This window comes from Kitasatospora sp. NPDC017646 (assembly GCF_044329365.1).
Lineage (GTDB): Bacteria > Actinomycetota > Actinomycetes > Streptomycetales > Streptomycetaceae > Kitasatospora.
Window position 1 is genome coordinate 43,723 of record NZ_JBIRJC010000037.1, and the last position, 21,714, is coordinate 65,436.

General features: G+C 73.6%; 18 protein-coding genes and 1 pseudogene. 10 read left to right on the plus strand and 9 right to left on the minus strand.

Features of this window, described 5'->3' with window-relative positions:
• Position 1 precedes the first annotated feature (1 nt).
• Together treY and glgX are read right to left on the minus strand one after the other, a co-directional pair.
• Positions 2 to 2,470: a malto-oligosyltrehalose synthase gene (gene treY / locus ACH4J0_RS34565; RefSeq protein WP_396245023.1), complete on the minus strand. Its 2,469-nt coding sequence runs from the start codon at positions 2,468 to 2,470 to the stop codon at positions 2 to 4.
• A 71-nt stretch (positions 2,471 to 2,541) separates the two neighbouring features.
• Positions 2,542 to 4,689 (minus strand): glycogen debranching protein GlgX, encoded by a 2,148-nt coding sequence (gene glgX, locus ACH4J0_RS34570; RefSeq protein WP_396245024.1) that lies wholly within the window; start codon positions 4,687 to 4,689, stop codon positions 2,542 to 2,544.
• A gap of 383 nt (positions 4,690 to 5,072) precedes the next feature.
• On the opposite strand from glgX, the gene ACH4J0_RS34575 reads away from it, so the two are divergent.
• From ACH4J0_RS34575 to ACH4J0_RS34590, 4 genes are all read left to right on the plus strand, one after another.
• Positions 5,073 to 6,347: an SAV2148 family HEPN domain-containing protein gene (locus ACH4J0_RS34575; RefSeq protein WP_396245026.1), complete on the plus strand. Its 1,275-nt coding sequence runs from the start codon at positions 5,073 to 5,075 to the stop codon at positions 6,345 to 6,347.
• Between the two features lie 46 nt (positions 6,348 to 6,393).
• Entirely contained in the window at positions 6,394 to 6,861 is a 468-nt protein-coding gene (locus ACH4J0_RS34580) for a GNAT family N-acetyltransferase (RefSeq protein ID WP_396245027.1), read from the plus strand.
• A gap of 171 nt (positions 6,862 to 7,032) precedes the next feature.
• The gene (locus tag ACH4J0_RS34585; protein WP_396245028.1) at positions 7,033 to 7,767 is read left to right on the plus strand and encodes an exonuclease domain-containing protein; all 735 of its coding nucleotides are present in this window, start codon (positions 7,033 to 7,035) and stop codon (positions 7,765 to 7,767) included.
• An 18-nt stretch (positions 7,768 to 7,785) separates the two neighbouring features.
• Positions 7,786 to 8,247, plus strand: a complete 462-nt coding sequence (locus ACH4J0_RS34590) for a GNAT family N-acetyltransferase (RefSeq protein ID WP_396245049.1) — start codon at positions 7,786 to 7,788, stop codon at positions 8,245 to 8,247.
• Positions 8,248 to 8,250: 3 nt separating this feature from the next.
• On the opposite strand, the gene ACH4J0_RS34595 is transcribed toward ACH4J0_RS34590, so the two are convergent.
• From ACH4J0_RS34595 to ACH4J0_RS34605, 3 genes are all read right to left on the minus strand, one after another.
• Entirely contained in the window at positions 8,251 to 9,060 is an 810-nt protein-coding gene (locus tag ACH4J0_RS34595; protein WP_396245029.1) for a hypothetical protein, read from the minus strand.
• Between the two features lie 35 nt (positions 9,061 to 9,095).
• Positions 9,096 to 10,157, minus strand: coding sequence for a polysaccharide deacetylase family protein (locus ACH4J0_RS34600; RefSeq protein ID WP_396245030.1), 1,062 nt, complete (start codon positions 10,155 to 10,157; stop codon positions 9,096 to 9,098).
• Between the two features lie 171 nt (positions 10,158 to 10,328).
• Entirely contained in the window at positions 10,329 to 11,222 is an 894-nt protein-coding gene (locus tag ACH4J0_RS34605) for a phosphotransferase enzyme family protein (protein ID WP_396245031.1), read from the minus strand.
• A gap of 450 nt (positions 11,223 to 11,672) precedes the next feature.
• Here ACH4J0_RS34605 and ACH4J0_RS34610 point away from each other — a divergent pair, with 450 nt between their 5' ends.
• The 4 genes from ACH4J0_RS34610 to ACH4J0_RS34625 all read left to right on the plus strand — a co-directional run bounded on the left by ACH4J0_RS34610 (position 11,673) and on the right by ACH4J0_RS34625 (position 17,364).
• Positions 11,673 to 13,883, plus strand: a complete 2,211-nt coding sequence (locus ACH4J0_RS34610; RefSeq protein ID WP_396245033.1) for an MMPL family transporter — start codon at positions 11,673 to 11,675, stop codon at positions 13,881 to 13,883.
• 341 nt (positions 13,884 to 14,224) lie between these two features.
• The gene (locus ACH4J0_RS34615) at positions 14,225 to 14,431 is read left to right on the plus strand and encodes a cold-shock protein (RefSeq protein ID WP_030281737.1); all 207 of its coding nucleotides are present in this window, start codon (positions 14,225 to 14,227) and stop codon (positions 14,429 to 14,431) included.
• 171 nt (positions 14,432 to 14,602) lie between these two features.
• Positions 14,603 to 16,339 (plus strand): DEAD/DEAH box helicase, encoded by a 1,737-nt coding sequence (locus tag ACH4J0_RS34620; RefSeq protein WP_396245034.1) that lies wholly within the window; start codon positions 14,603 to 14,605, stop codon positions 16,337 to 16,339.
• 311 nt (positions 16,340 to 16,650) lie between these two features.
• Positions 16,651 to 17,364, plus strand: coding sequence for a ricin-type beta-trefoil lectin domain protein (locus ACH4J0_RS34625; RefSeq protein WP_396245035.1), 714 nt, complete (start codon positions 16,651 to 16,653; stop codon positions 17,362 to 17,364).
• A gap of 66 nt (positions 17,365 to 17,430) precedes the next feature.
• Here ACH4J0_RS34625 and ACH4J0_RS34630 read toward each other — a convergent pair whose 3' ends face one another.
• Positions 17,431 to 18,279, minus strand: coding sequence for a helix-turn-helix transcriptional regulator (locus ACH4J0_RS34630; protein ID WP_396245036.1), 849 nt, complete (start codon positions 18,277 to 18,279; stop codon positions 17,431 to 17,433).
• A gap of 115 nt (positions 18,280 to 18,394) precedes the next feature.
• On the opposite strand from ACH4J0_RS34630, the gene ACH4J0_RS34635 reads away from it, so the two are divergent.
• The gene (locus ACH4J0_RS34635) at positions 18,395 to 19,408 is read left to right on the plus strand and encodes a hypothetical protein (protein WP_396245037.1); all 1,014 of its coding nucleotides are present in this window, start codon (positions 18,395 to 18,397) and stop codon (positions 19,406 to 19,408) included.
• 284 nt (positions 19,409 to 19,692) lie between these two features.
• Positions 19,693 to 20,004 (plus strand): hypothetical protein, encoded by a 312-nt coding sequence (locus ACH4J0_RS34640; RefSeq protein WP_396245038.1) that lies wholly within the window; start codon positions 19,693 to 19,695, stop codon positions 20,002 to 20,004.
• Positions 20,005 to 20,007: 3 nt separating this feature from the next.
• Here the strand turns inward: ACH4J0_RS34640 and ACH4J0_RS34645 are convergent, their stop codons facing one another.
• The 3 genes and pseudogenes from ACH4J0_RS34645 to ACH4J0_RS34655 form a co-directional block, all read right to left on the minus strand.
• Positions 20,008 to 20,733 (minus strand): sirohydrochlorin chelatase, encoded by a 726-nt coding sequence (locus ACH4J0_RS34645; RefSeq protein WP_396245040.1) that lies wholly within the window; start codon positions 20,731 to 20,733, stop codon positions 20,008 to 20,010.
• A 10-nt stretch (positions 20,734 to 20,743) separates the two neighbouring features.
• Positions 20,744 to 21,637, minus strand: coding sequence for an ABC transporter permease (locus ACH4J0_RS34650; protein ID WP_396245042.1), 894 nt, complete (start codon positions 21,635 to 21,637; stop codon positions 20,744 to 20,746).
• Positions 21,624 to 21,714 (minus strand): annotated as a pseudogene (locus ACH4J0_RS34655) (ABC transporter ATP-binding protein); the annotation flags it as partial. The gene ACH4J0_RS34650 and the pseudogene ACH4J0_RS34655, both read right to left, overlap by 14 nt.

The following is a 21,714-nucleotide window of genomic DNA, read 5'->3' on the forward strand; positions in this document are numbered from 1 at the left end:
CTCAGCCCCTCCTGCTCAGCAGTGCCACCGGATGCGTCGCCAGCAGCTCCGCGACCGGCACCTCTCCGGACGGGAAGCTGCGCAGCGACAGCAGGTCCGTCCAGGGGCCGCCGGCGGGCAGCTCCAGCACCTCGCCGCGCCAGCCGCCCGCCCGGGCCAGCCCGTACGGCAGCCGGGTGACGGCGGTGACCACGTCCTCGCCCCGGGCGAAGGCGATCAGGTGGTCGGGGGCGGCCAGCGGCCGGTAGGCGCCGAGCGGGCCGGAGCGGCGAAGGTGCAGGGCGGTGGCGGTCAGGTGCAGCTTCTCCCGGGCGAGGTCGCCGGGGCGCGGGGTGGCCGCGTCGGTGAGCCGTACGGCCAGCGCGCCGAGGTCCACCACGCCCCGGTTGTCCGGGTCCACGAGGGTGTACAGCGGCTCCTCGCTGCCCTGGTAGAGGTCCGGCACGCCGGGCATGGTCAGGTGCAGCAGGGCGGCGGCCAGGGTGTTGGAGCGGGCGTACGGGGCGAGCGCGTGCACCAGGCCCTCGATCCGGGGGAGCAGCCCGGCGTTGCCGTGGACGGCGCGGGCGCGCTGTTCCAGAGCCTGTTCGTACCCGGCGTCGGGGGCCGTCCAGGAGGTGTGGAGCTTGGCCTCGCGGGCGGCCTTGAGCAGGGCGGCGACCAGCCGGTCCGGGCTGATCGGCCAGGCGGCCACCAGGGTGTGCCAGAGCAGCCAGTCCGCGTCGCGGTCCAGACCGGGAGCGGGGGGCCCGGCGGCGGTGGACCAGGCGGCGGCCTCGGCGGCCCAGGCCTCGGGCTGCTCGGCGAGGACGGCGAGCCGGGCCCGGGCGTCGGCGCTGCGCTTGGTGTCGTGGGTGGAGAGCACCGTCATGCTGTGCGGCCAGGTGCGCTCCAGGTACTGGCACCAGTCGTGGAACTCGGCCGGGTGCAGCCCGGGCCGGGCGGGTTCGCCGCCGACCTCGTTGAGGCCGGGCAGCGCGTTCCAGCGGTAGAAGGCGGTGTCCTCGACGCCCTTGGCGGCCACGGCGGCGGCGGTCTGGGCGAAGCGCAGGCAGAACTCGTCCTTGTCGCTGCCGCGCCCCAGCTCGCCCAGGGCGAGCGCGGCGACCAGGCGCTCGGTGGGGTCGGCGGCGCCGTCCGGGCCGGGCGGGCCGGGCGGGCCGGTGGCCTGCAGCGGATCGTCGAAGACGGGCTCCCCGGGCCGCGCGTACGGCCGGTACACCGGGTAGTCGGTGAGCAGCCGCCGTAGTGCGGCCCGCAGCTGATCGGGCGCGTGGTCGGCGTGGGCGGGTTCGGCGGCGCCGATCCGCAGCGCGATCCGGACCAGCCGTTCGACCTCGGCGGTCAGCTCGCCGCCGGGCCCGGTCATGTCGGCCCGGCCGCGCCGGGCGGCCGCGACGGCCGGGTGCGGGTCCTGGCACAGGTCGCGGACCGGCCCGCCGCGCAGGAAGGACTCGTACACCCCGGCCAGCCGGCAGGCGCCCGCGTGGTCGGTGAGCACGCCGTCGATCCGGCGCAGCGCGTCGTAGCCGGTGGTGCCCGCGACCGGCCAGTCCTCGGGCAGCCGCTCCTCGCCGGTGAGGATCTTCTCCACGACGACGTAGGCGCCGCCGGTGGCGTCGGCGAGGCGCTCCAGGTAGCCGCGCGGGTCGGCGAGCCCGTCCGGGTGGTCGATCCGGAAGCCGTCCAGGACGCCGTCGGCGTGCAGTGCCAGCAGCACGGCGTGGGTGGCGGCGAAGACCTCCGGCTCCTCGACCCGGACGGCGATCAGCTCGTTGACGGTGAAGAAGCGCCGGTAGTTGAGCTCGGTGCGGGCGAGGCGCCACCAGGCCAGCCGGTACCACTGGCGGGCGAGCAGCTCCACGAGCGGGAGTCCCTCGGTGCCCGGGCGAAGCGGCAGCTCGTGCTGGTGGTAGCGCAGCAGCTCGCCGTCCACCGTCAGCTGGTCCAGGACGGCGCCGAGCCGGTCGCCGAGCAGCGGCAGCAGGATCCGCCCGCGCCCGGGGGCGTCGGCGGGGCCGGGCTGGGCGGTCCAGTCGATGTCGAACCAGCGGGCGTACGGCGAGTCGGGCCCGTCCCGCAGCACCTGCCAGAGCGGCTGGTTGAGCCGTTCGGGAACGGGCACGGCCATGTGGTTGGGCACCACGTCGGCGATCAGCCGCAGGCCGTGCCGGTGGGCCTCGGCGGCCAGCTCCCGCAGCGCGGCCTCGCCGCCGAGCTGCCCGCTGATCCGGGTGTGGTCGACGGTGTCGTAGCCGTGGGTGGAGCCGGGGGCGGCCTCCAGCAGCGGGGAGAGGTGCAGGTGGGAGACGCCGAGGGCGGCCAGGTAGGGGACGGCGGCGGTGGCGTCGTGGAGGGTGAATCCGGGCTGGAGCTGGAGGCGGTACGAAGCGGTCGGCGGCGGGGTCGGCGGCGACGTGGGGCGGGTAGCGGCCGGGCGGGGCTGCGCGGGCTCGGCGGCGGAGGTCATAGGTCCATAGGTACCCGGCCGGGCCTGCCGCCAAGACCCGCTGCTGATCCGAACAGGTGAGCGCATGCCCGCTACGCCGGCCGCTGCAGCACCATCAGCGAGCGGTCGGTGAGCCACAGCGCGTCCCCCGCCTTGATCCGCGCGCCGGTGCCCGGAGCGGGCAGTCTGGGCTGCGCGGTGTCGACCACGACCTGCCACTCCTGCCCGTGGTCGGCGGGCACGGTGAACTCCAGCGGCTCGAAGTGGGCGTTGAACATCAGCAGGAAGGAGTCGTCGACGATCCGCCCGCCGCGCCGGTCCGGCTCGGAGATGGCGTAGCCGTTCAGGAAGACGGTCAGCGACTTGGCGTAGCTGGCGCCCCAGTTGCGCTTGGTCATCTCCTCCCCGGCGGGGGTGAACCAGGCGATGTCGGTGAGGTCGTCGTAGCCGTTCGGGGTGGGGGCTCCGGAGCCGTGCCGTCCGGGCACCGGCCGCCCGTGGAAGAAGCGCCGGCGCCGGAACACCGGGTGGTCGCGGCGCAGCCAGATCATCCCCTGGGTGAACTCCAGCAGCCGCGCCTGCGGCCCCTCGGTCTCGGGCCAGTGCACCCAGGTGAGCTCGTTGTCCTGGCAGTACGCGTTGTTGTTGCCCTGCTGGGTGCGGCCGAGCTCGTCGCCGTGGGACAGCATCGGCACGCCCTGGGAGAGCATCAGGGTGGCGATGAAGTTGCGTTGCTGGCGGGCCCGCAGCTCCTCGACGGCCGGGTCGGTGGTCGGGCCCTCGGCGCCGCAGTTCCAGGAGCGGTTGAAGGATTCGCCGTCCTGGTTGTCCTCGCCGTTGGCCTGGTTGTGCTTGTCGTTGTAGGAGACCAGGTCGCGCAGGGTGAAGCCGTCGTGGCAGGTGACGAAGTTGATCGAGGCGATCGGGCGGCGGCCGTCGTCCTGGTAGAGGTCGGAGGAACCGGTGAGCCGGGAGCCGAACTCGGCCAGGGTGGCGTTCTCGCCGCGCCACAGGTCGCGCACGGTGTCCCGGTACATGCCGTTCCACTCCGTCCACAGCGGGGGGAAGTTGCCGACCTGGTAGCCGCCCTCTCCGAGGTCCCAGGGTTCGGCGATCAGCTTGGCCTGGGAGACCACCGGGTCCTGCTGGACCAGGTCGAAGAACGAGGACAGCCGGTCCACCTCGTGGAACTGCCGGGCCAGGGTGGCGGCGAGGTCGAAGCGGAAGCCGTCCACGTGCATCTCGGTGACCCAGTAGCGCAGCGAGTCCATGATCAGCTGGAGCACGTGCGGGCTGCGCATCAGCAGGCTGTTGCCGGTGCCGGTGGTGTCCTCGTAGAAGCGCTGGTCCTGGGCGAGGCGGTAGTAGGAGACGTTGTCCAGGCCGCGCAGCGACAGCGTCGGCCCGAGGTGGTTGCCCTCGGCGGTGTGGTTGTAGACGACGTCGAGGATCACCTCGATGCCGGCCGCGTGCAGCGCCTTGACCATCGACTTGAACTCCTGGACCTGCTGGCCGCGGTCGCCGCCGGAGGAGTAGGAGGAGTGCGGGGCGAAGAAGCCGATGGTGTTGTAGCCCCAGTAGTTGGCCAGGCCGAGGTCGCGCAGCCGGTGGTCGCGGACGAACTGGTGCACCGGCATCAGCTCGATCGCGGTGACGCCGAGCTTGGCCAGGTGCTCGATCACCGCCGGGTGGGCCAGGCCCGCGTAGGTGCCGCGGATCTCCTCGGGGATGCCGGGGTGCAGCTGGGTGAGGCCCTTGACGTGGGCCTCGTAGATCACGGTGCGGTGGTAGTCGGTGCGCGGCGGGTGGTCGGTGCCCCAGTCGAAGTAGGGGTTGATCACCACCGAGTGCATGGTGTGGGGGGCGGAGTCGAGGTCGTTGCGGCGCTCGGGTGCGCCGAAGTGGTAGCCGTAGACGGACTCGTCCCAGTCGATGTGGCCGCTCATCGCCTTGGCGTACGGGTCCAGCAGCAGTTTGGCGCTGTTGTGCCGCTGGCCCAGGCCCGGGTTGTACGGGCCGTGCACGCGGAAGCCGTAGCGCTGGCCGGGCTGGACGCCCGGGAGGTAGGCGTGCCGGACGAAGGCGTCCGTCTCGCGCAGTTCCACGGCGGTCTCGGAGCCGTCCTCGTCGATCAGGCACAGCTCGATCCGGTCGGCACTCTCCGAGAACACCGCGAAGTTGGTGCCGGCCCCGTCGTAGGTGGCTCCGAGGGGGTAGGGCTTACCGGGCCAGACCTGCATGGCGTCCTCAACTTCCTTCTGGCGTACGGAAACTGACCTATAGTCCGACTATCTGCCCGGACCCGTGCGCTCTCTTCCCGGCCGGGCGGGCGGGCATGTGCGACGCTCGCGCGCCGTGACGCACGGCACAGCCCGCAATACTCCCCGAGCCCTTCCCCGACGGCCGGGAGATAGCGCCGGGGTTAGCCCGAACGGGTGTCCAGCGGCGAATCCTGTGAAGAATGGGGCGGGTGGTGCGCGCGAGCCCCTCGCCCATCCGGCTGCGGGCGGCTCGCGGCGGGCAGTACCCTTGATCGTCCGGCCGCCCCGGCCGACCCGGTGCTTGTCAACGGCCCGTCAACGGTCCCCGCGCCCGCGGGGGTCAGCCGCAGATGAGGTGGCGCATGGTGTTCCCCGCTGGCGGCCGTGGCTCCGCGCCCGACGGCCCCGACCGGGGCGGTGTCCGCAGCGAGGCGCCCACGGTGGTCATGCGCCCCACCATGACCGGCCGCGCCCTGGTGCCGGCCCAGGGCGGCCCCGTCGAGGTCCCCGCGCTCGCCTGGTCGGCCGGCGAGTGGGAGGACGCCTACCAGCGGGTCCGGCTGTCCGGCCGCGCCTACGTCTGGCTCAACCTGGTCGAACAGCGGCTGCGCTCCCTCGTCGACGAGGTGCTGCATCCCATCTACGCACCCGCCCACGGCGAGGACTGGGTCACCGCCGCCGCCGGACCGGCCGGCGAGGAATGGGCCCACCGGGCCGGCGCGGTGCGCGAGGTCAGCCGCCGCAAGGGGTACCTGCTCGACCCGGCCGACGACGACCCGCTGGTCTTCCTCACCCTGCCCCAGCTGCGCGAACTGATGGTCCAGCACTGGCCCTGCTTCGAGCCCTACCTCGCCGACCGGCGCGAGATCGAACTCGCCCTGGACGAGCTGGAGGTGGCCCGGCACGTGGTCTCCCGCAACCGGGTGCTCACCCAGACCGTGCTGGCCCAGACCGAACGCGCCGCCGCCCGGCTGCTCGCCGTCCTCGACGGCGGCGCGGGCGGGGTGCCCGCCGACGTGGTCGAGTCCCTGGTCGCCGGGCGCTACGCGGACGTGGTCGCGGTGCACGCCGACCGGGTCCGGCTCCAGCGCGACCTGCCCGTCGAGGACCTGCTCGACGGCGCCCGCCGCCTGGACGCCCTCGGCATCGGGCTCGGCATGCTCTGCCAGAACTACACCGGCAAGCGCCTGGTCCGCCTCGCCGGCGAGGGCTGCCGGGTGCGGCTGCTGTTCCTCAACCCGGCGAGCAGCGCCGTACGCCGCCGCGAACGCGAACTCGGGCTCTCCCGCGGCGAGTTGTCCCGATCCATCGAGATGAACATCATGCACGTGCGCAGGGTCCGGGCCCGGCTGCGGGACCAGGGCGGCTTCGAGATCCGGGTCTTCGACGAGACCCCGCGCTTCACCGCCTACCTCGTCGAGGGCCCCCGCCCCACCGGCCCGGTCGCCGGTCGCCGGCAGAGCCGCGACCTCGGCGTCATCCAGCCCTACCTGCGCCGCTCCCGCGGCATGGAGTCCCCGGCCCTGATCCTGCGCGGCGGAGCGGGCCAGCAGCCGGGCGGCACCGAGCCGGGTCTGCTGGAGGTCTACCGCGAGGAGTTCGAGGGCGTCTGGGCCGACTCCAGGAACGTTTCCTGAGAAAACCCCTGGTCAGTGCCTCGCGGAGGGTGGAACACTGCGGGCCGTGAACAGTCTCCCCGCCTGGACCCTGGAACCCGCCGGCCCCGAGGACCTCGGACCCGTCGTCGAGCTCAAGGCCCAGGTCATGCGCGCCGACCTCGAACGCCTCGGCCGCTGGGACCAGGAGCGGTCCCGGGAGCGCGTCCGGAAGTCCTTCTCCACCCGGTACACCTCCGTACTGCTGGTCGAGGGAGCCTTCGCGGGCTGCGTCACCATCCGCCCCGACGAGCGGGGCGGGCGCCACCTGGAGCTGTTCTACCTCGCCCCGCACCTCCAGGGCCGCGGCCTCGGCACCGCCGTGCTGCGCCACCTCCTCGCCGACGCCGACGCCGCAGGGGACCCGATGCGCCTCGTCGTCCTCCAGGGCAGCGCCGCCCGGCGGCTGTACGAGCGGCACGGCTTCGAGGTCGTCCACGAGGACCCGATCGACGTCACCATGCACCGGGCGCCGGCGCCCGTGCCCTCCGCCTGACCCGGCGCGCCACCTGCAGTAACGATTCGCCAAGTGGCGTGCTCGTGAGTGCGCGCGTCCACCCCAGGAAGTCCGGGTGCAACAGCAGGGACGGCTCCCCTGGCGGCCGGGTTGTCGGTGGGGCGGGTGATGATAGGGGCTGTTTCGCTGGAGGACGGAAGGACACACCTGATGAGCTGGTGGCAGCAGCCACTGGTCGGCTTCGACCTGGAGACCACGGGCACCGACCCGGCCGTGGACCGCATCGTCACGGCCGCGCTCGTGGACACGGTCGGCGCCGTCCGGGTGGAGGCCGTCAACTGGCTGCTCGATCCCGGGGTACCGATCCCCGCCGAGGCGGAGGCGATCCACGGGATCGGGGACGCGACGGCGCGCAGCAGGGGGCGGCAGGCCAAGGAGGCGGTGGAGGAGATAGCCGCGGCGCTGTGCGCACGGATCGCGGACGGGCGGCCGGTGGTGGCGTTCAACGCGCCGTTCGACCTCTCGCTGCTCGACGCCGAGCTGCGCCGGTACGGGCTGCGCACGCTCGCCGAGCGCCTCGGCGGGCCGGTCGGGCCGGTGCTGGACGCGCTGGTGATCGACCGGGCCGTGGACAAGTACCGCAAGGGTTCGCGCACCCTGCAGCGGGTGTGCGAGGTGTACGGGGTGGAGCTGACGGACGCCCACGAGGCGGGCAGTGACGCGCTGGCCGCCGTGCGGGTCGCCGTCGCGCTGGCCGGGCGGTACCCGGCCGAGGTGGGAGAGGTGGCGCCGGCCGAGCTGCACGGGCGGCAGATCGGCTGGTACCGGGAGTGGGCCGAGGGCCTCCAGGCCTGGCTGCGCCGCGGCAAGGACCCGCTGGCGGTGGTGGATCCGCGCTGGCCGTCCAGACCGACGGACCAGGAGCTGCCCGGACTCACCGGATGACGGGGTGACGGGATGCCCGTGACCGTACGCCCGGCCCGCCCCGGGGACCTGCCCGGCTTCCTCGCCCTCGCCGCCGAGGTCGAGCACTGGTTCGGCCCGATGGTGGCCGAACCCGGCTTCCACCGCGCGGTGGAGGGGGCCGCCGTCCGGGGGCGCGCGACCGTCGCGGAGGACGACCGGGGTCTGCTCGGCGGCCTGCTGTTCGGCGGCGAACCCCCGCTGCACCACCTGCACTGGCTGGTGGTGGCCGAGCGTGCCCGGGGCACCGGCGTCGGCCGGGCGCTGGTGGAGGACGTGCTGCGCCGTCACGTCGGCGCCCCGGCCACGGTCGAGGTGGTCACCTTCGGCCCGGACCACCCCGGCGCGGTGACCAGCGGCGCCCGGGTCTTCTACGAGCGGCTGGGCTTCACCCCGGCCGAACCCGCCGGACCCGGACCGGAGGGCGGCTCCCGCCAGGTCTACCGACTGCGCCTGCCCTGACCCCTACTGCAGGTCCAGCCCCACCGGGTGCGCCACGTCCACCGGGCAGACGAACACGTGCAGTTCGCCGTGCCGCCCGACGGACAGGCCCGGGTCGTCGCCGCTCTCCACCGTCATCAGGTGCGTCATCCGCTCGCCGCAGCGACCGCAGTCGATCGGGACGAGGTCGGTGGAGTGCCAGGACGGCCAGCCGCCCAGCTTCCAGCCGTCCGCGCGGCCGGGGTCGCGCTCGTACTCGATGCCCTGTCGTGCGGTGAACTCCCTGACAGCGCGGGCCAGTTCCTCGGGCAGGTCGTCCCGGTCGGGCAGGTCGAGGACCTGCTCGGGGCGCAGTGCGCACGGCTGCGGCAGGTAGTAGTCCTCCTGGCTGCACCGCGGCGGTGGGGGAGTGGCCGGGGCGAGGTCGGCGGCGCGGTGCCAGTGCAGTTCGACGGCGGGGCCGTAGTAGAACCGCTCGCCCTGGATGTCGTCGTGGTCGTTGGGGCACCAGAGCACCTGGAGCAGGTCGGTGCCCTCCGGCCAGGGCAGGTGCGGCGCGTCCTCGGCCCGCAGGTGCGCGAGCGTGATCAGGGCCGTCGGGACGGCGGGCGTCCCGGAGGCCCTGCGGGGGATCCGGTCGTCCTCCTCCGGGTGCCGGGCGGTGCAGTGCGGCCAGGGCGCACCGGCCGGCCAACGGGCCGGGCCGCCGATGCCGCTCGCCCCTGGGGCGGGCTGGTCGGCGTACGGGTGCAGCAGGGTGGCGGGCCGCAGGTAGTCGGCGAGGCCGGGGACTGCGGCCGCGAGGTCGGCGGCGCTGGGCGCGGTGTCGGTCACGGCGCCCAACCCTAGGGCTCCGAAGTCGAACTGCCTTACGCGGCGGGCAGGTCGAAGGTGTACCCCTGGGCGACGAGCCAGGGCAGCAGCTGCTTGAGCGCGGCCACGGTCTGGCTGCGGTCGCCGCCGCCGTCGTGCATCAGGATCACCCCGCCAGGCTTGAGCTGGCCCTGCACGGTGGAGACGATCGCGGGCACGCCGGGGCGGGACCAGTCGCGGGGGTCGACGGACCAGCCGAGGGAGGACATCCCGAGCCCGGCCGCGACGTGCTCGTTGTCGGCGTCGAAACCGCCGCCCGGCGCGCGGAACCAGCTGACCTCGGTGCCGGGCCCGCCGGCCTTGACGATCATGTCGTGGGCGGCGGTGATCTCGTACACCGCCTTGTCGTGGGGGAGCTTCGCGAAGGGCTGCGGGTGGTGGACGCTGTGGTCGCAGAGCCGGTGACCCTCGGCGAGCACCCGCTTGACCAGGGCCGGGTTGGCGGCGGCGTTCTGGCCGATCTCGCAGAAGGTGGCCTTGACGTGGTACTGCGCGAGCAGGTCGAGGATCTGGCCGGTGGCCGGGCCGGGGCCGTCGTCGAAGGTGAGCGCGACGGTGCGGCCGCCGGAGGCGGTGGAGCCGATCACCTTGGTCGCCGTCCCGGTGTGGGCGGGCGGCGCGGCCGGCGGCGCGGCGGGCGTGACGGGCGCGGCGGGCGTGACGGGCGGCGCGGAGGAGGTGGGGGTGGCCGGCGCGGTGGGCGTGCGCGGCTCCGCGGTGGTCGGTGGGGCGGCCGCGCCGGAGCCGGTGGCGGCGTCCGAGCCGGGGACGGGCGCGTTGGTGGTGGCGGCCGTGCCGGTCGGCTGCGGCGACCGCTGCTGCGGCGGCGAGGCGGTGCCGGGGGCTGCGTCCGCGGGGGTGGTGCTGGTGCCGGAACTCGGCTGGAGCGCCCCGCTGGCGGTGCCGCACGCGGACAGGCCCAGCACGGCGGCCACCGCGATGCAGCCCGCGACCAGCCGGCTGCGGCCGACGGCCGGACGGGCCGGACGGGTCAAACGGGTCGGACGGGTCGGGTGGGCCTGGAGGGAGGGGCGGCGGCGGGCGGCGCTCCGGTGCATGGCGGCGGCTCCTGAGGGGCGAGAGGGGTGCCGATCCATCGGTCAGGATGACTGTGCGATAGGACGCCGATCGTACGTGCCCCGGTTGCGTGCCCGGACCGGTCCGGCCTAAGAGCCTTCTCACACCCGGTGGGGTTGGCGTCCGTCGCTCGGAAGGGGTACCCGCGCCCCTCAGAACGGGTACCAGCGCACCTCGGTGGCCCCCTCGCGGAGCGAGGCGACCCGGCGCCCGAACTCGGCCAGTGCCGCCGGGTTCCCGGCCGCCTGCTGGGCGACCCAGGAGGCGCTGGCCGTCTCCCGGGCCCCGCGCAGCACCGCGAAACCGGGCCAGTCCCGTACGTCCCAGCCGTAGTCCCCGGTGAACGCCCGGTACTCCTCGCCCGGCACGCCGTAGCGGTCGTGGCTGAGCGCGAGCACCACCAGGTCGTGTTCGCGCAGGTCGTGCGAGACGTTCTCCAGGTCGAGCAGCACCGGCCCGTCCGGGCCGACGTGGACGTTGCGCGGCAGCGCGTCGCCGTGGATCACCCCGGGGTGCAGCCGCGGTACGAGGTCGGGCAGGGCGGCCTCGAAGGCGTCCCGGCGGTGGCGCAGGAAGGCGACGTCCGCGGGGTCGACCTGCCCCTCGGCGGAGGCCAGCCAGCGTTCGACCGGTGCCAGCAGGTCGCGGCGGCCGAGCGGGAAGGGCGGCAGCGGCAGCCGGTGCAGGGCGCGCAGCAGCGGGGCGAGGTCGGCCGGGCGGGCCGGGCGGACGGCGGGGGCCAGCCGGTGCCAGAAGGTGACCGGGTGGCCGTCGGCCGACTGCGGTTCGGGCGCCACCGCCTCGTACGGGCGGACCGCCGGGACGTCCTGCCCGGCCAGCCAGTGCGCAACGGCCAGTTCGCGGTGCGCCCGGTCGTACAGTTCGGGACCGCGGCCGACCTTGGCGACCACCGCCGGATCGCCGAGGTCGAAGACGGCGTTCTCGCCGAGCGCGAGGAGCCTGGCGTCGCCCGGGACGGGCAGTCCGGCGGACTTGCAGGCGTGGGCGAGCAGCAGCCGGGCGCGGCCCTCGTCGAAGGGGATCATGGCTGGGCTCCGTTCCGCCGTCGTTCATCCGGAGGGCTCCGGACGGAGATCATCATGACGCACGGGGCGGTGCCCGGAGGCCGGGCCCCGCGGTGCCCGGTCCGGGGGCCGGTGTTGGGGTTTCCCCTAGCCCGGGACCCTGACGCCTCCTCCTCGGAGGTAGGGGGCGGACTCCACCCTGAGGGGGAGAAGACTCCACCCGGAGCACGAGGTCAACGGGGATGCGGCCGGGAGAGACTGGGTCGGGGCCGTTCGGGGCGGCCCGCAACGGGGGTTGGACCACGGGGGCTCTTGCCGCGCGGCAAGCACGTGCTCGTAGGCTGACGCCCAGACCTACTTACCTGCCGACCGGCTAGGGAGCGCCAGTGTGCGCGGCCCGCCCGGTCCTGCCGTCGCCCAGCGTCCCGTCCCCCAAGGGCTGCGGTGAACCATGCCCAGGAGGCATCGAGCATGTTCCACCGACTAGGACACTTCGTCGTCCGCCGCGCCTGGTGGGTGATCGCGGCGTGGCTCGTCGCGATGATCGCCATCTTCGTTTCGGCGCCCAAGGTCAGCTCCCAGGCGGACGAGGCGTCGTTCCTGCCCAAGCACTACGAGTCCATCCAGGCCGCGCAGGTGCAGGAGCGGGCCTTCCCGTCCGCCTTCACGCCGGACGCCCTCGCCCTGTTCGAACGCAACGACGGCGCCGCGTTCACCGACGGTGACAGGACCGCGATCGGCAAGCTGGTCCAGGACCTGACGGCCAAGAAGATCGACGGCGTGGTGAAGATCATCCCGCCGACCAAGGACATGGGCTACTCGCAGGACCAGAAGTACGCGATGGCCCTGGTCTCCATCGACAAGGCCAAGCAGCAGGACCAGAACCTGATCTCGGACGTCGCCAAGGCACTGCGCGACGACGGCAAGGAACTGGCCACCGGCACCGACCTGAAGTTCCAGCTGGGCGGCTCCGCCGCGCAGGCACTGGACCAGAAGGATGCTTCCGGCTCGGCCGAAGGCATCATCACCATGGCCACCCTGCTGCTGGTCATCGTGATCGTCGGCATCATCTTCCGCAGCGTCCTGGCCGGTCTGCTGCCGATCGTGGTCTCGCTGATCATCGGACTCCCCACCTCCATGGGGCTGATCAACTACGCCACCAAGGCCTTCGACCTCAAGAGCACGCCGATCCTGATGGCGATCCTCATCGTCGTCGTGCTCGGCGTCGGCACCGACTACTTCCTCTTCCTCGCCTTCCGCTACCGCGAGCGACTGCGGGCCGGTGACGACCGCAAGGAGGCCGTGGCCAACGCCGTCGGCCGGGTCGGCGAGGCGATCGCCTCCGCGGCCGGCGCCGTCACCATCGCCTTCGCCGCGCTGATCCTCTCCAGCCTCGGCATGTTCCAGGCCCTCGGCCCGGCGCTGGCCATCGCCGTCATCGTGACCGCCCTGGCCTCCGTCACCCTGGCCCCGGCCCTGCTCGCCGTCATCCCGGCCCGGGCCGTCTTCTGGCCCGGCAAGAAGTGGATGCGCGAGCCCAGCGACGCGCGCTTCACCGCGATCGGCCGGGCCGTCGAGAAGCGCCCGGCGCTCACCGCCATCGCCTCCGGCGGTGTGCTGGTCGCCCTGACCTTCGGCGCCCTGAGCTACAACGGCCTGTTCGACATGGCCGGCAGCTCGATGCCGAAGGAGAAGGAGTCGATGGTCGTCCAGGACAAGATGGCCACCGCCTTCTCCAAGGGGGCGGCCGACCCGAGCCAGGTCTACCTGAGCAGCACCGACGGCAAGAAGCTCGACCCGGCCTCCTTCAAGGCCTACGGGGACAAGCTCCAGGGCGTCCCCGGCGTCGCCCAGGTGGTCCTGCCCAGCGCCGCCTCCGACGGCCAGAGCAAGACCATCAGTGCCGACGGCACCACCGCGCAGTTCACCGTGATGCTCAAGGACGAACCCTCCAGCAACGCGGCCATCGACACCGTCACCGAACTGCGCACCGTCGCCCACGCGCAGGCCCCGGCCGGCACCGAGGCCAAGGTCGCCGGCCTCACCTCGGTGTTCAAGGACATCAACCTGGCGATGACCCACGACTACAAGCTGGTCTTCCCGATCGCCGGGCTGCTCATCCTGCTCATCCTGGCGCTCCAGCTGCGCAGCGTGGTCGCCCCCTGGTACCTGATGGCCTCGGTCGGCCTCGGCTTCGGCGCCACCCTCGGCGCCACCACGCTGCTCTTCCAGAAGATCGGCCACGAGACCGGTCTGATGTTCATGATGCCGATCCTGATCTACCTCTTCGTGGTGGCGATCGGGACGGACTACAACATCCTGATCATCGCCCGTCTGCGCGAGGAGGCCCGCGAGGGCCGCTCCCCGCGCGAGGCGGCCCGCGAGGCGCTGCGCCACGGCGGCCCGACCGTCGCGGCGGCCGGGTTCATCCTGGCGGCCTCGTTCGGGACCTTCATGCTCGCGGGCAACACCTTCATGCTGGAGTTCGGCTTCGCGATGGCCTTCGGCATCGTGCTGGCGGCCTTCGTGATGGCGATGTTCTTCACCCCGGCGCTCACCGCGCTGATCGGCAACAAGGCCTGGTGGCCCGGCCACGGCGCCGACGCCCGTCCGGGCCACGGTGGGGGCCCCGCCCCGCGGGTCGGCACCGCGATGCCGCCGGAGCCGGTCGGCCGGCGCTGACCGACGGCCTGCACCGACCGACGGCCGGCCGGTGCCGGCCGAGGTCCGAACGGCGGCCGAACACCAGGCGGCGCCCCGCTCCGGCGGGGCGCCGCTCCCCGTTTTCCGGGGGCGGCAAACGTGATCTGTCGGGCACAAAAGTCCCCGGTCAATCGGGGTGCGACCGTGCTACAGTCGAAGCAGTTGCAGTTTTGGTTCCCATGAACGTGTGTGTGCGCCTGCTGGTACCAACCAACAGGCGCATTTGTTTTGTCCGGTGTTTCAGTCTCCGGATGGGGATCGCGGCTACTTGGGGATTCACGAGGTGTGGGTCCCTGATGCCCCAATAGGAGGAGACGGTTATGGCTACCGGCACCGTGAAGTGGTTCAACAGCGAAAAGGGCTTCGGCTTCATCGAGCAGGACGGCGGCGGCCCGGACGTCTTCGCCCACTACTCGAACATCGTCGCCCAGGGCTTCCGTGAGCTCGTCGAGGGTCAGCGCGTCGAGTTCGACGTCACCCAGGGCCAGAAGGGCCCGCAGGGCGAGAACATCCAGGTCATCGCCTGACGTCAGCTTCACGCTGATGCGCGATCCCCTGTGATCTCGTGAAGCGGGGGCCCGCACCGCTCGACGGTGCGGGCCCTCGCCCATGCCGCCGTACGGCCGGGGCGGCGCACTCCCAGACGACGGCCGACCAGTCCGCGACCGCGGGCTGCCGACCGACGGACGGAGACCCCCTTGACCACCCCTGCCCGCACGCCCCGCGACCGCGGCGACCGCACCACCGACCGCTCCACCGCCGGCTCCGGCGGCCAGGGCCGCACCGGCCGCCCGCGCCGCAGCGGGGACAACCCCGAGCGGGCCCGCCGCAGCGGGGAGGGCGCCGACCGCGCCCGCAAGCCGCGCAACCGCGCCGGCGCCCCCAGGAACGCCCGCACCGCCGTCCCGGAGCCCACCGACTTCACCGTCGTCGAGGGCACCCCGGCCCGGCCGCCGGCGGCCTCCTTCGCCGAACTCGACCTGCCCAAGGCGATCCTCTCCGCGCTCACCCGCGAGGGCGTCACCGAGCCGTTCCCGATCCAGGCCGCCACCCTGCCCGACTCGATCGCCGGGCGCGACGTCCTCGGCCGCGGCCGCACCGGCTCCGGCAAGACCCTGGCCTTCGGCCTGCCGCTGCTCGCCCGCACCGCCGGGCGCCGCGCCGACGCCCGGTACCCGCTGGCGCTCGTCCTGGTGCCCACCCGCGAGCTCGCCCAGCAGGTCACCGAGGCGCTCACCCCGTACGCCACCGCCGTGAACCTGCGGATCACCACCGTCGTCGGCGGCATGGGCATCGGACGGCAGGCCAACGCGGTGCGCCGCGGCACCGAGGTGCTGGTCGCCACCCCCGGCCGGCTGGACGACCTGATCGGGCGTGGTGACGTCAACCTGTCCGACGTCGCCATCACCGTCCTCGACGAGGCCGACCAGATGGCCGACATGGGCTTCCTCCCGCAGGTCAGCAAGCTGCTGGAGCAGGTCGCCGAGGGCGGGCAGCGGATGCTGTTCTCCGCGACTCTGGACCGCAACGTCGACCGGCTGGTCAAGCGCTTCCTGACCGACCCGGTCACCCACTCGGTCGACCCCTCGGCCGGCGCGGTCACCACGATGGACCACCACGTCCTGCAGCTGGAGCCCGCCGACAAGGCCTCCGCCACCGCCCACATCGCCTCCCGCGACGGGCGCGTGATCATGTTCGTGCACACCAAGCACGGCGCCGACCGGCTCGCCAAGCAGCTGCGCGCCACCGGCGTGATGGCCGCCGCGCTGCACGGCGGCAAGTCCCAGCCGCAGCGCAACCGGGTCCTCGACCAGTTCCGCGACGGTGAGGTCACCGCGCTGATCGCCACCAACGTCGCCGCCCGCGGCATCCACATCGACGGCCTCGACCTGGTCGTGAACGTCGACCCGCCGATCGACCACAAGGACTACCTGCACCGCGGCGGCCGCACCGCCCGGGCCGGCGAGTCCGGCACGGTCGTCACCCTGGTGCTGCCCGAGCAGCGCCGCGAGGTCAACCGGCTGATGACGGTCGCCGGGATCCGCCCCACCGTCACCAAGATCCGCCCCGGTGACGCCGACCTGGCCCGGATCACCGGCGCCCGCACCCCCAGCGGCGTCCCGGTCGCCCTGGCCGTCGCGGCCGCCGCCCAGCCCGCGGCGCCGGCCGCCTCCGCCGACGGCAAGGGTGCCGACGGCAAGTCGGGCAACCCGCGCCGCCGCCCCGGCAAGCGCTCCGGACTGCCTGCCGACGTCGACATGAACGGCAACCCGCGCCGCCCGCGCCCCAAGCAGCGCCTCGGTGCCGCCGGCCAGGGCGAGCGGCCCCAGGCCGCCGGGTTCATCGGGCGCTCCTCCGGCCGGGCCCGGCCGGGCAGCGGCTCCAAGTCCGGTGCCAACTACGGCACCGGGCGCCAGCGCCGCAAGTTCGACTGACGGTCGTACCCGGACCGGGTCCGGCCGAGTTCCGTCGGACTCCGCCGAGTTCCGCCGAGTTCCGCCGAACGGGCTCCGCGACCTCCCCCGCCACGGGGGAGCGCGGGGCCCGTTCCGCGTTTCCCGGCGCCTTTCCGGCCGAAATCCACAGCTGACGTGAATCAGTCGTAGTTCGCCTTGAACCAATGCTTGACGGAGGACTGTCCACCCCGGATTCTTTTACCCGGCCCACACATCTGTCGCACAGTCACCAGTAGTGCGCAGGTGTTGAGTTGACGTGATTCGCCGATTCCGGAAGGACCACCGTCCCGATGCGCCGAACCTCCGCCCTGCTGTCCACCGCCCTGCTCGCAGGGGCCGCCGCCCTGGCCGCGCCGGCCACCACCGCCCAGGCCGCGCCCGCCTGCTCCGCCTTCGTCGCGGGCTGGAGCGCGATCGGCAGTTGCAGCGGCCTCGACCCGATGCAGACCTGGTCCGTGAGCGCCACCTGTCTCTACTGGAACTCCACCCACACCGTGCAGTTCTCACGGCCTGCGATCGGCGGCGTGGCGATCGGCGACGGCAGCGTCTCCGCGGCCTGCGGCGCCGGCGACAGCGTGATGTTCCCCCACATCATCATGGGCGCCGCCCCGCCGGCCGGCCCCACCGGCCAGATCACCGGCTACGTCGGCAAGTGCGTCGACGTGCAGGGCGCCAACCTCGGCAACGGCACCCCCGTCCAGATCTACGACTGCAACGGCAGTATCGCGCAGAAGTGGCGGATAGGCACCGACGGCACCGTCCGCGCCCTCGGCAAGTGCATGGACGTCTCGGGCGGCAACACCGGCAACGCCACCCGGGTGCAGATCTACGACTGCAACGGCACCGGCGCCCAGCAGTGGGTGCACCGCGCCGACGGCTCGCTGCTCAACCCGCAATCCGGCCGCTGCCTGGACGACCTCGGCTTCTCCACCGCCAACGGCAACCAGCTCGGCATCTGGGACTGCAACGGCGCCGCCAACCAGAAGTGGAACCTGCCGACCTGACACGGCGAGTGAGCCCTGCCGCCCGGAAGTCGAGCCGGGCGGCAGGCCTCTCCTCCGGCCGGACGGCTACACCGCGGCGGGCGTCGGGGCCAGTCGGCGCAACCGCTCCGCCGTCTCCGCGTCACGCGGCGACATCACGATCAGCTGCAGCCCCTCCGCCGCCAGCAGCACGTGCTGGTCGATCCGCAGCACGCCCAACTCCTCGTGCCGCAGCACCTTCTCGGCCCCCGACCGCTCCGCGACCTGGTGCTCGTCCAGCCAACGGTCCGCCTCCGGGTGCTCGCCCCGCACGTGCTGGATCATCCGGCCCAGGTGCCGGCCCACCGCCGTCGCCTCCCCGCCACGCTCCGCGTACGCGGCCCGCAGCTGGGCCAGGAAGCGGCGGGCGTGCTGCTCCCAGTGCTCCACCCGGCGGCGGTGCACCGCGTTGCCGAACACCACCCAGGCCAGGTTGCGTTCCCGCGGCGGCCGCCCGGACAGTTCGAACAGCGCGTCCGCGCCCGGATTCCAGGCCCGCAGGTCCCAGTTGGCGTCCATCACCCAGGCCGGCGCCGGCCACTGCGCGTGCATCAGCCGCAGCAGCGCCGCCGGCACCTCCGCGGGCGCACCCACCTCCCCGTCCAGCGGATGGCTGCCCGTCAGCCGGAACAGGTAGGCCGTCTCCGCCCGGTCCAGCCGCAGTGTCCGGGCCAGGCTCGCCAGCACCTCCGGCGACGGATGGATGTCCCGACCCTGCTCCAGCCACGTGTACCAGGTCACCCCCACCCCGGCCAGCAGCGCCAACTCCTCCCGCCGCAGCCCCGGCGTGCGCCGCCGGACCCCCGGCGCCAGGCCCACCTCCTGCGGCGTCAACCGGGCCCGGCGGCTGCGTAGGAAGCCCGACAACTCCGTGCGGCGCTCCTCCGACTCCTCCATGTCCCCCCGTCCTTCCTGGTGGTCGAACTACCAGTATCCCCACGCACTGCCGCGGCCCCGGCCCGCGCGGCAGGCTTGATCACGACAGCGCAAGCCAGCTCTCGGGGGTCCCATGATGAACCGTCAGAATCGCACCGCCCGCCGCGCCCTGGTCGCCCTCGCGGCCACCGCCCTGCTCGGCACCGCCGGTACGCTACCGGCCGCCGCGGCCGCCCACTGCCCGGCCCCCGCCGTGATCACCGGCCACGCCCCCGCCCTGGTGCCCGAGACCGCCGTCTGGGACCAGGCCCACCACCGCTTCCTGGTCGGCTCGATGCGGCACGGCACCGTCTCCGCCGTCGCCCTCGACGGCACCGTCCGCACGCTGATCGACGACCCCGGCACCCTGACCGAGATCGCCGGCCTGCGGATCGACCAGGTCCACCGCCGCGTCCTGGTCACCAACCTCGACAACGGGATCGGCGAGCGCAGCGGCCCCGCCACCCTCGGCCGGGTCGCCGGCATCGCCGCCTACGACCTGGACACCGGCCGCCGGCTCTACTACACCGACCTGGCCGCCGTCGCCGGGGACGGCGGCAGCCACCTCGCCAACGACATCGCCGTCGCCCCCGACGGCACCGCCTACGTCACCGACTCCTTCGCCCCGATCGTCTACCGGGTCGGCCCGGACGGCACCGGCTCCGTCCTGCTGCGTGACGAGCGCCTCGCCCCCGCCCCCGGCGCCTACGGCCTCAACGGCATCGCCTACCGCGACGGCCGGCTCGTCCTCGGCAAGTGGGACGACGGCACCCTGTGGCAGATCCCGCTGCGGGACCCGGCGGCCGTGCGCAGGGTCGAGATCGCCGACGGCGGGGCGCTGCTCCACCTCGACGGCATCTTCGCCCGCCCCGACGGCACCATCGCGGGCGTCACCAACGCCTTCTACGGCGCCGGCCGCGACGCCGAGGTCGAACTGCGCTCCGACGACCACTGGCGCACCGCCCGCCTCACCGCCGTCCGCCCCTCCGCCGACCCCACCCCCACCGCCGTCACCACCGGCCCCGCCGGCGCCCTCTACCAGCTCTCCGGCGGCCTCGCGGCAGCGAACGCCGGCCACCCGGACGACACCTTCACCCTGCGCCGGGTCTGAGCGCATCGCCAGTGCCCGTACGGCGCGCGCGGCTCCGGCCGTGCGCGCCGTCGGCGCTTCCGAGCGCCGTCACCCGCCCGGGTGAGGGCCGCTGGTCGCGCGCAATGCGTTTGCAACACGCTGTGGTCAACGCTCTGCCTGGGCGTGACGCGACCGGGCGGTACCTGTTGGTGGTGTTGGCGGAAAGCACTGTGAGGCCGTCGGCGTGGTACTGCGCCACTGCACGCGACATGACGGCTGCCGAACGGCGCCTGTTCCCCAAGCGGACGAACTGAAGGTGGCGGATGACTGACAACGGTGCGCAGCTCGAAGCGATCGCCGAGTCCTACGAGACGCACGAGCTGACCGAGGACGAGATCATGAGCGCCGAGCCGGGTGAGCAGGTGGCGGCGGAGTCCGTGATGATCACCACCTCGCTGCGGCTGCCCAAGCCGGTGATGGACGAGGTGCGGCGCGGGGCGCGGGAGCGAGGGCTGAAACCGACGGCCATCATGCGTGAATGGATCGAGGCCGCCATCGCTGACGTGAACGAGCCGGTGCCGCTCAGCGTGATCACCGCCGCGGTGGCCGAGTACCAGCACCGCAAAGCTTCCTGAAGGTCAGGCCGTGAGCGCCGGGACCGCCGCCGTCAGGCGGGCCCGGTCGTAGCGCTCCAGCAGCAGCGCCGCCAGCTCGGGTGCCGGGCCCAGGGGATCGGCCAGGACGTCGGCGTCGGAGGCCGTCGCGGCGATGCGGTCCGGCAGCAGGCCCGGGGCCAGCAGGTAGGGGGCGACGGCGGTGCGCTCCGCACCGGCCGCGCGCAGGGCGGCGAGGGCGTCGGGGACGCGCGGCCCGGAGGCCGAGGCGTAGGCGACCTCGACGGCGGCCCAGCCGCGGGTGCGGCGCCACTCGGCGGCGACGGCGCGGGTGGTGGTGTCGGCGGCCGGGTCGGAGGAGCCGGCCGCGGCCAGCACCACGCCGGTGCGGGAGCGGACCGCGGCCGAGCCCACGTCGAGCCCGGCCGCGGCCAGCCGGCGGTCCAGTGCGGCGAGCAGCAGCGGGGAGGGCCCCAGCACGTCGGCGACGGGCAGGGCCGACCCGGCGGTGCGCAGTGCGGCGGGGATGTCGTGCTTGGCGTGGAAGGCCCGGTTCAGCAGCAGCGGCACGGCCACCGCGTCCGTCAGCCGGCCGACCACCTGGGGGATCCGCGGCGCGCAGTGGTCCAGGTACGCGGTGGCGACCTCCAGGGCGGGCCGCTGTGCCCGCACCTGCTCGACCAGGGCGGCGACGGTCGCGGCGTGCCGCGGGTCGCGGCTGCCGTGGGCGATGAGCAGCAGGGCGGACATCAGCGGGGCCTCACTTGGCGGAGGCCAGCAGGCCGCGGTTGCGCAGCACCCGGCGCTCGACCGGGGTGAACACCAGCAGCTCGATGGCGATGCCGACGAACAGGATGAGGACGATGCCGAGCAGCACCCCGGACATGTCGGAGAACTCGCGCTGGTCCTCCAGGAACCGGCCGAGGCCCCGTCCGAGGTCGGGCGAGGAGGCGACCAGCTCGGCGGCCATCAGCGAGCGCCAGGAGAACGCCCAGCCCTGCTTGAGTCCGGCCAGGTAGCCGGGCAGCGCGGCGGGGATGAGCACGTGCCGGGCCCCGGTCAGGCCGGTGGCGCCGATCGTGCGTCCGGCGCGCAGGAACAGCGGCGGCACCTGGTCGATGCCGGCCACCAGGCCGTTGGCGATGGAGGGGACGGCGCCCAGGAGGATCACCGCGTACATCATCGAGTCGTTGATGCCGAGCCAGATGACGGCGGCCGGCACCCAGGCGACCGAGGGCAGCGACTGGAGGCCCTGGAGCACCGGGCCGATCGCGGTGCGCACCGGCTTGACCCGGGCGACGACCAGGCCGATCGGGGTGCCGATGACGACGGCGAGCAGGAAGCCGGACAGACCGCGCCAGACGCTGGTCCAGACGATCGAGAACAGGGTGCCCTGGTACCAGAGGTCCTGGAGGGAGCGCCAGACGTCGGCGGGGCTGGGCAGCTTGTACGAGGAGGTGAGGTGGAGGCTGTACGCACCCTGCCACAGCGCCAGCACCACCAGCACGCCGATCAGCGGTGGCAGCGCCTTGGTGCGCAGCACCTCGCCGAGCGAACTGCGCTGGGTGGCGACGGAGTCGAGGGCGTCCAGGCCGGCCCCGACCTCGGCGGTGTCGCCGTCGTTCCCGACGGGGGCGGTGTCAGTGCTGGACATGGCGACGGATCTCCCCACGCAGTTCTTCGGTGATCTCGATGGACAGGTCGGCGACGCCGGAGGACTCGATGCGGCGC

Excerpts from the sequence above, each read along its gene's own strand:
- treY (WP_396245023.1), bottom strand. The coding sequence starts at position 2,470 with ATGACCTCCGCCGCCGAGCCCGCGCAGCCCCGCCCGGCCGCTACCCGC.
- glgX (WP_396245024.1), bottom strand. The coding sequence starts at position 4,689 with ATGCAGGTCTGGCCCGGTAAGCCCTACCCCCTCGGAGCCACCTACGAC.
- ACH4J0_RS34575 (WP_396245026.1), top strand. The coding sequence starts at position 5,073 with ATGGTGTTCCCCGCTGGCGGCCGTGGCTCCGCGCCCGACGGCCCCGAC.
- ACH4J0_RS34585 (WP_396245028.1), top strand. The coding sequence starts at position 7,033 with ATGAGCTGGTGGCAGCAGCCACTGGTCGGCTTCGACCTGGAGACCACG.
- ACH4J0_RS34600 (WP_396245030.1), bottom strand. The coding sequence starts at position 10,157 with ATGCACCGGAGCGCCGCCCGCCGCCGCCCCTCCCTCCAGGCCCACCCG.
- ACH4J0_RS34605 (WP_396245031.1), bottom strand. The coding sequence starts at position 11,222 with ATGATCCCCTTCGACGAGGGCCGCGCCCGGCTGCTGCTCGCCCACGCC.
- ACH4J0_RS34610 (WP_396245033.1), top strand. The coding sequence starts at position 11,673 with ATGTTCCACCGACTAGGACACTTCGTCGTCCGCCGCGCCTGGTGGGTG.
- ACH4J0_RS34615 (WP_030281737.1), top strand. The coding sequence starts at position 14,225 with ATGGCTACCGGCACCGTGAAGTGGTTCAACAGCGAAAAGGGCTTCGGC.
- ACH4J0_RS34625 (WP_396245035.1), top strand. The coding sequence starts at position 16,651 with ATGCGCCGAACCTCCGCCCTGCTGTCCACCGCCCTGCTCGCAGGGGCC.
- ACH4J0_RS34630 (WP_396245036.1), bottom strand. The coding sequence starts at position 18,279 with ATGGAGGAGTCGGAGGAGCGCCGCACGGAGTTGTCGGGCTTCCTACGC.
- ACH4J0_RS34635 (WP_396245037.1), top strand. The coding sequence starts at position 18,395 with ATGAACCGTCAGAATCGCACCGCCCGCCGCGCCCTGGTCGCCCTCGCG.
- ACH4J0_RS34640 (WP_396245038.1), top strand. The coding sequence starts at position 19,693 with ATGACTGACAACGGTGCGCAGCTCGAAGCGATCGCCGAGTCCTACGAG.
- ACH4J0_RS34645 (WP_396245040.1), bottom strand. The coding sequence starts at position 20,733 with ATGTCCGCCCTGCTGCTCATCGCCCACGGCAGCCGCGACCCGCGGCAC.
- ACH4J0_RS34650 (WP_396245042.1), bottom strand. The coding sequence starts at position 21,637 with ATGTCCAGCACTGACACCGCCCCCGTCGGGAACGACGGCGACACCGCC.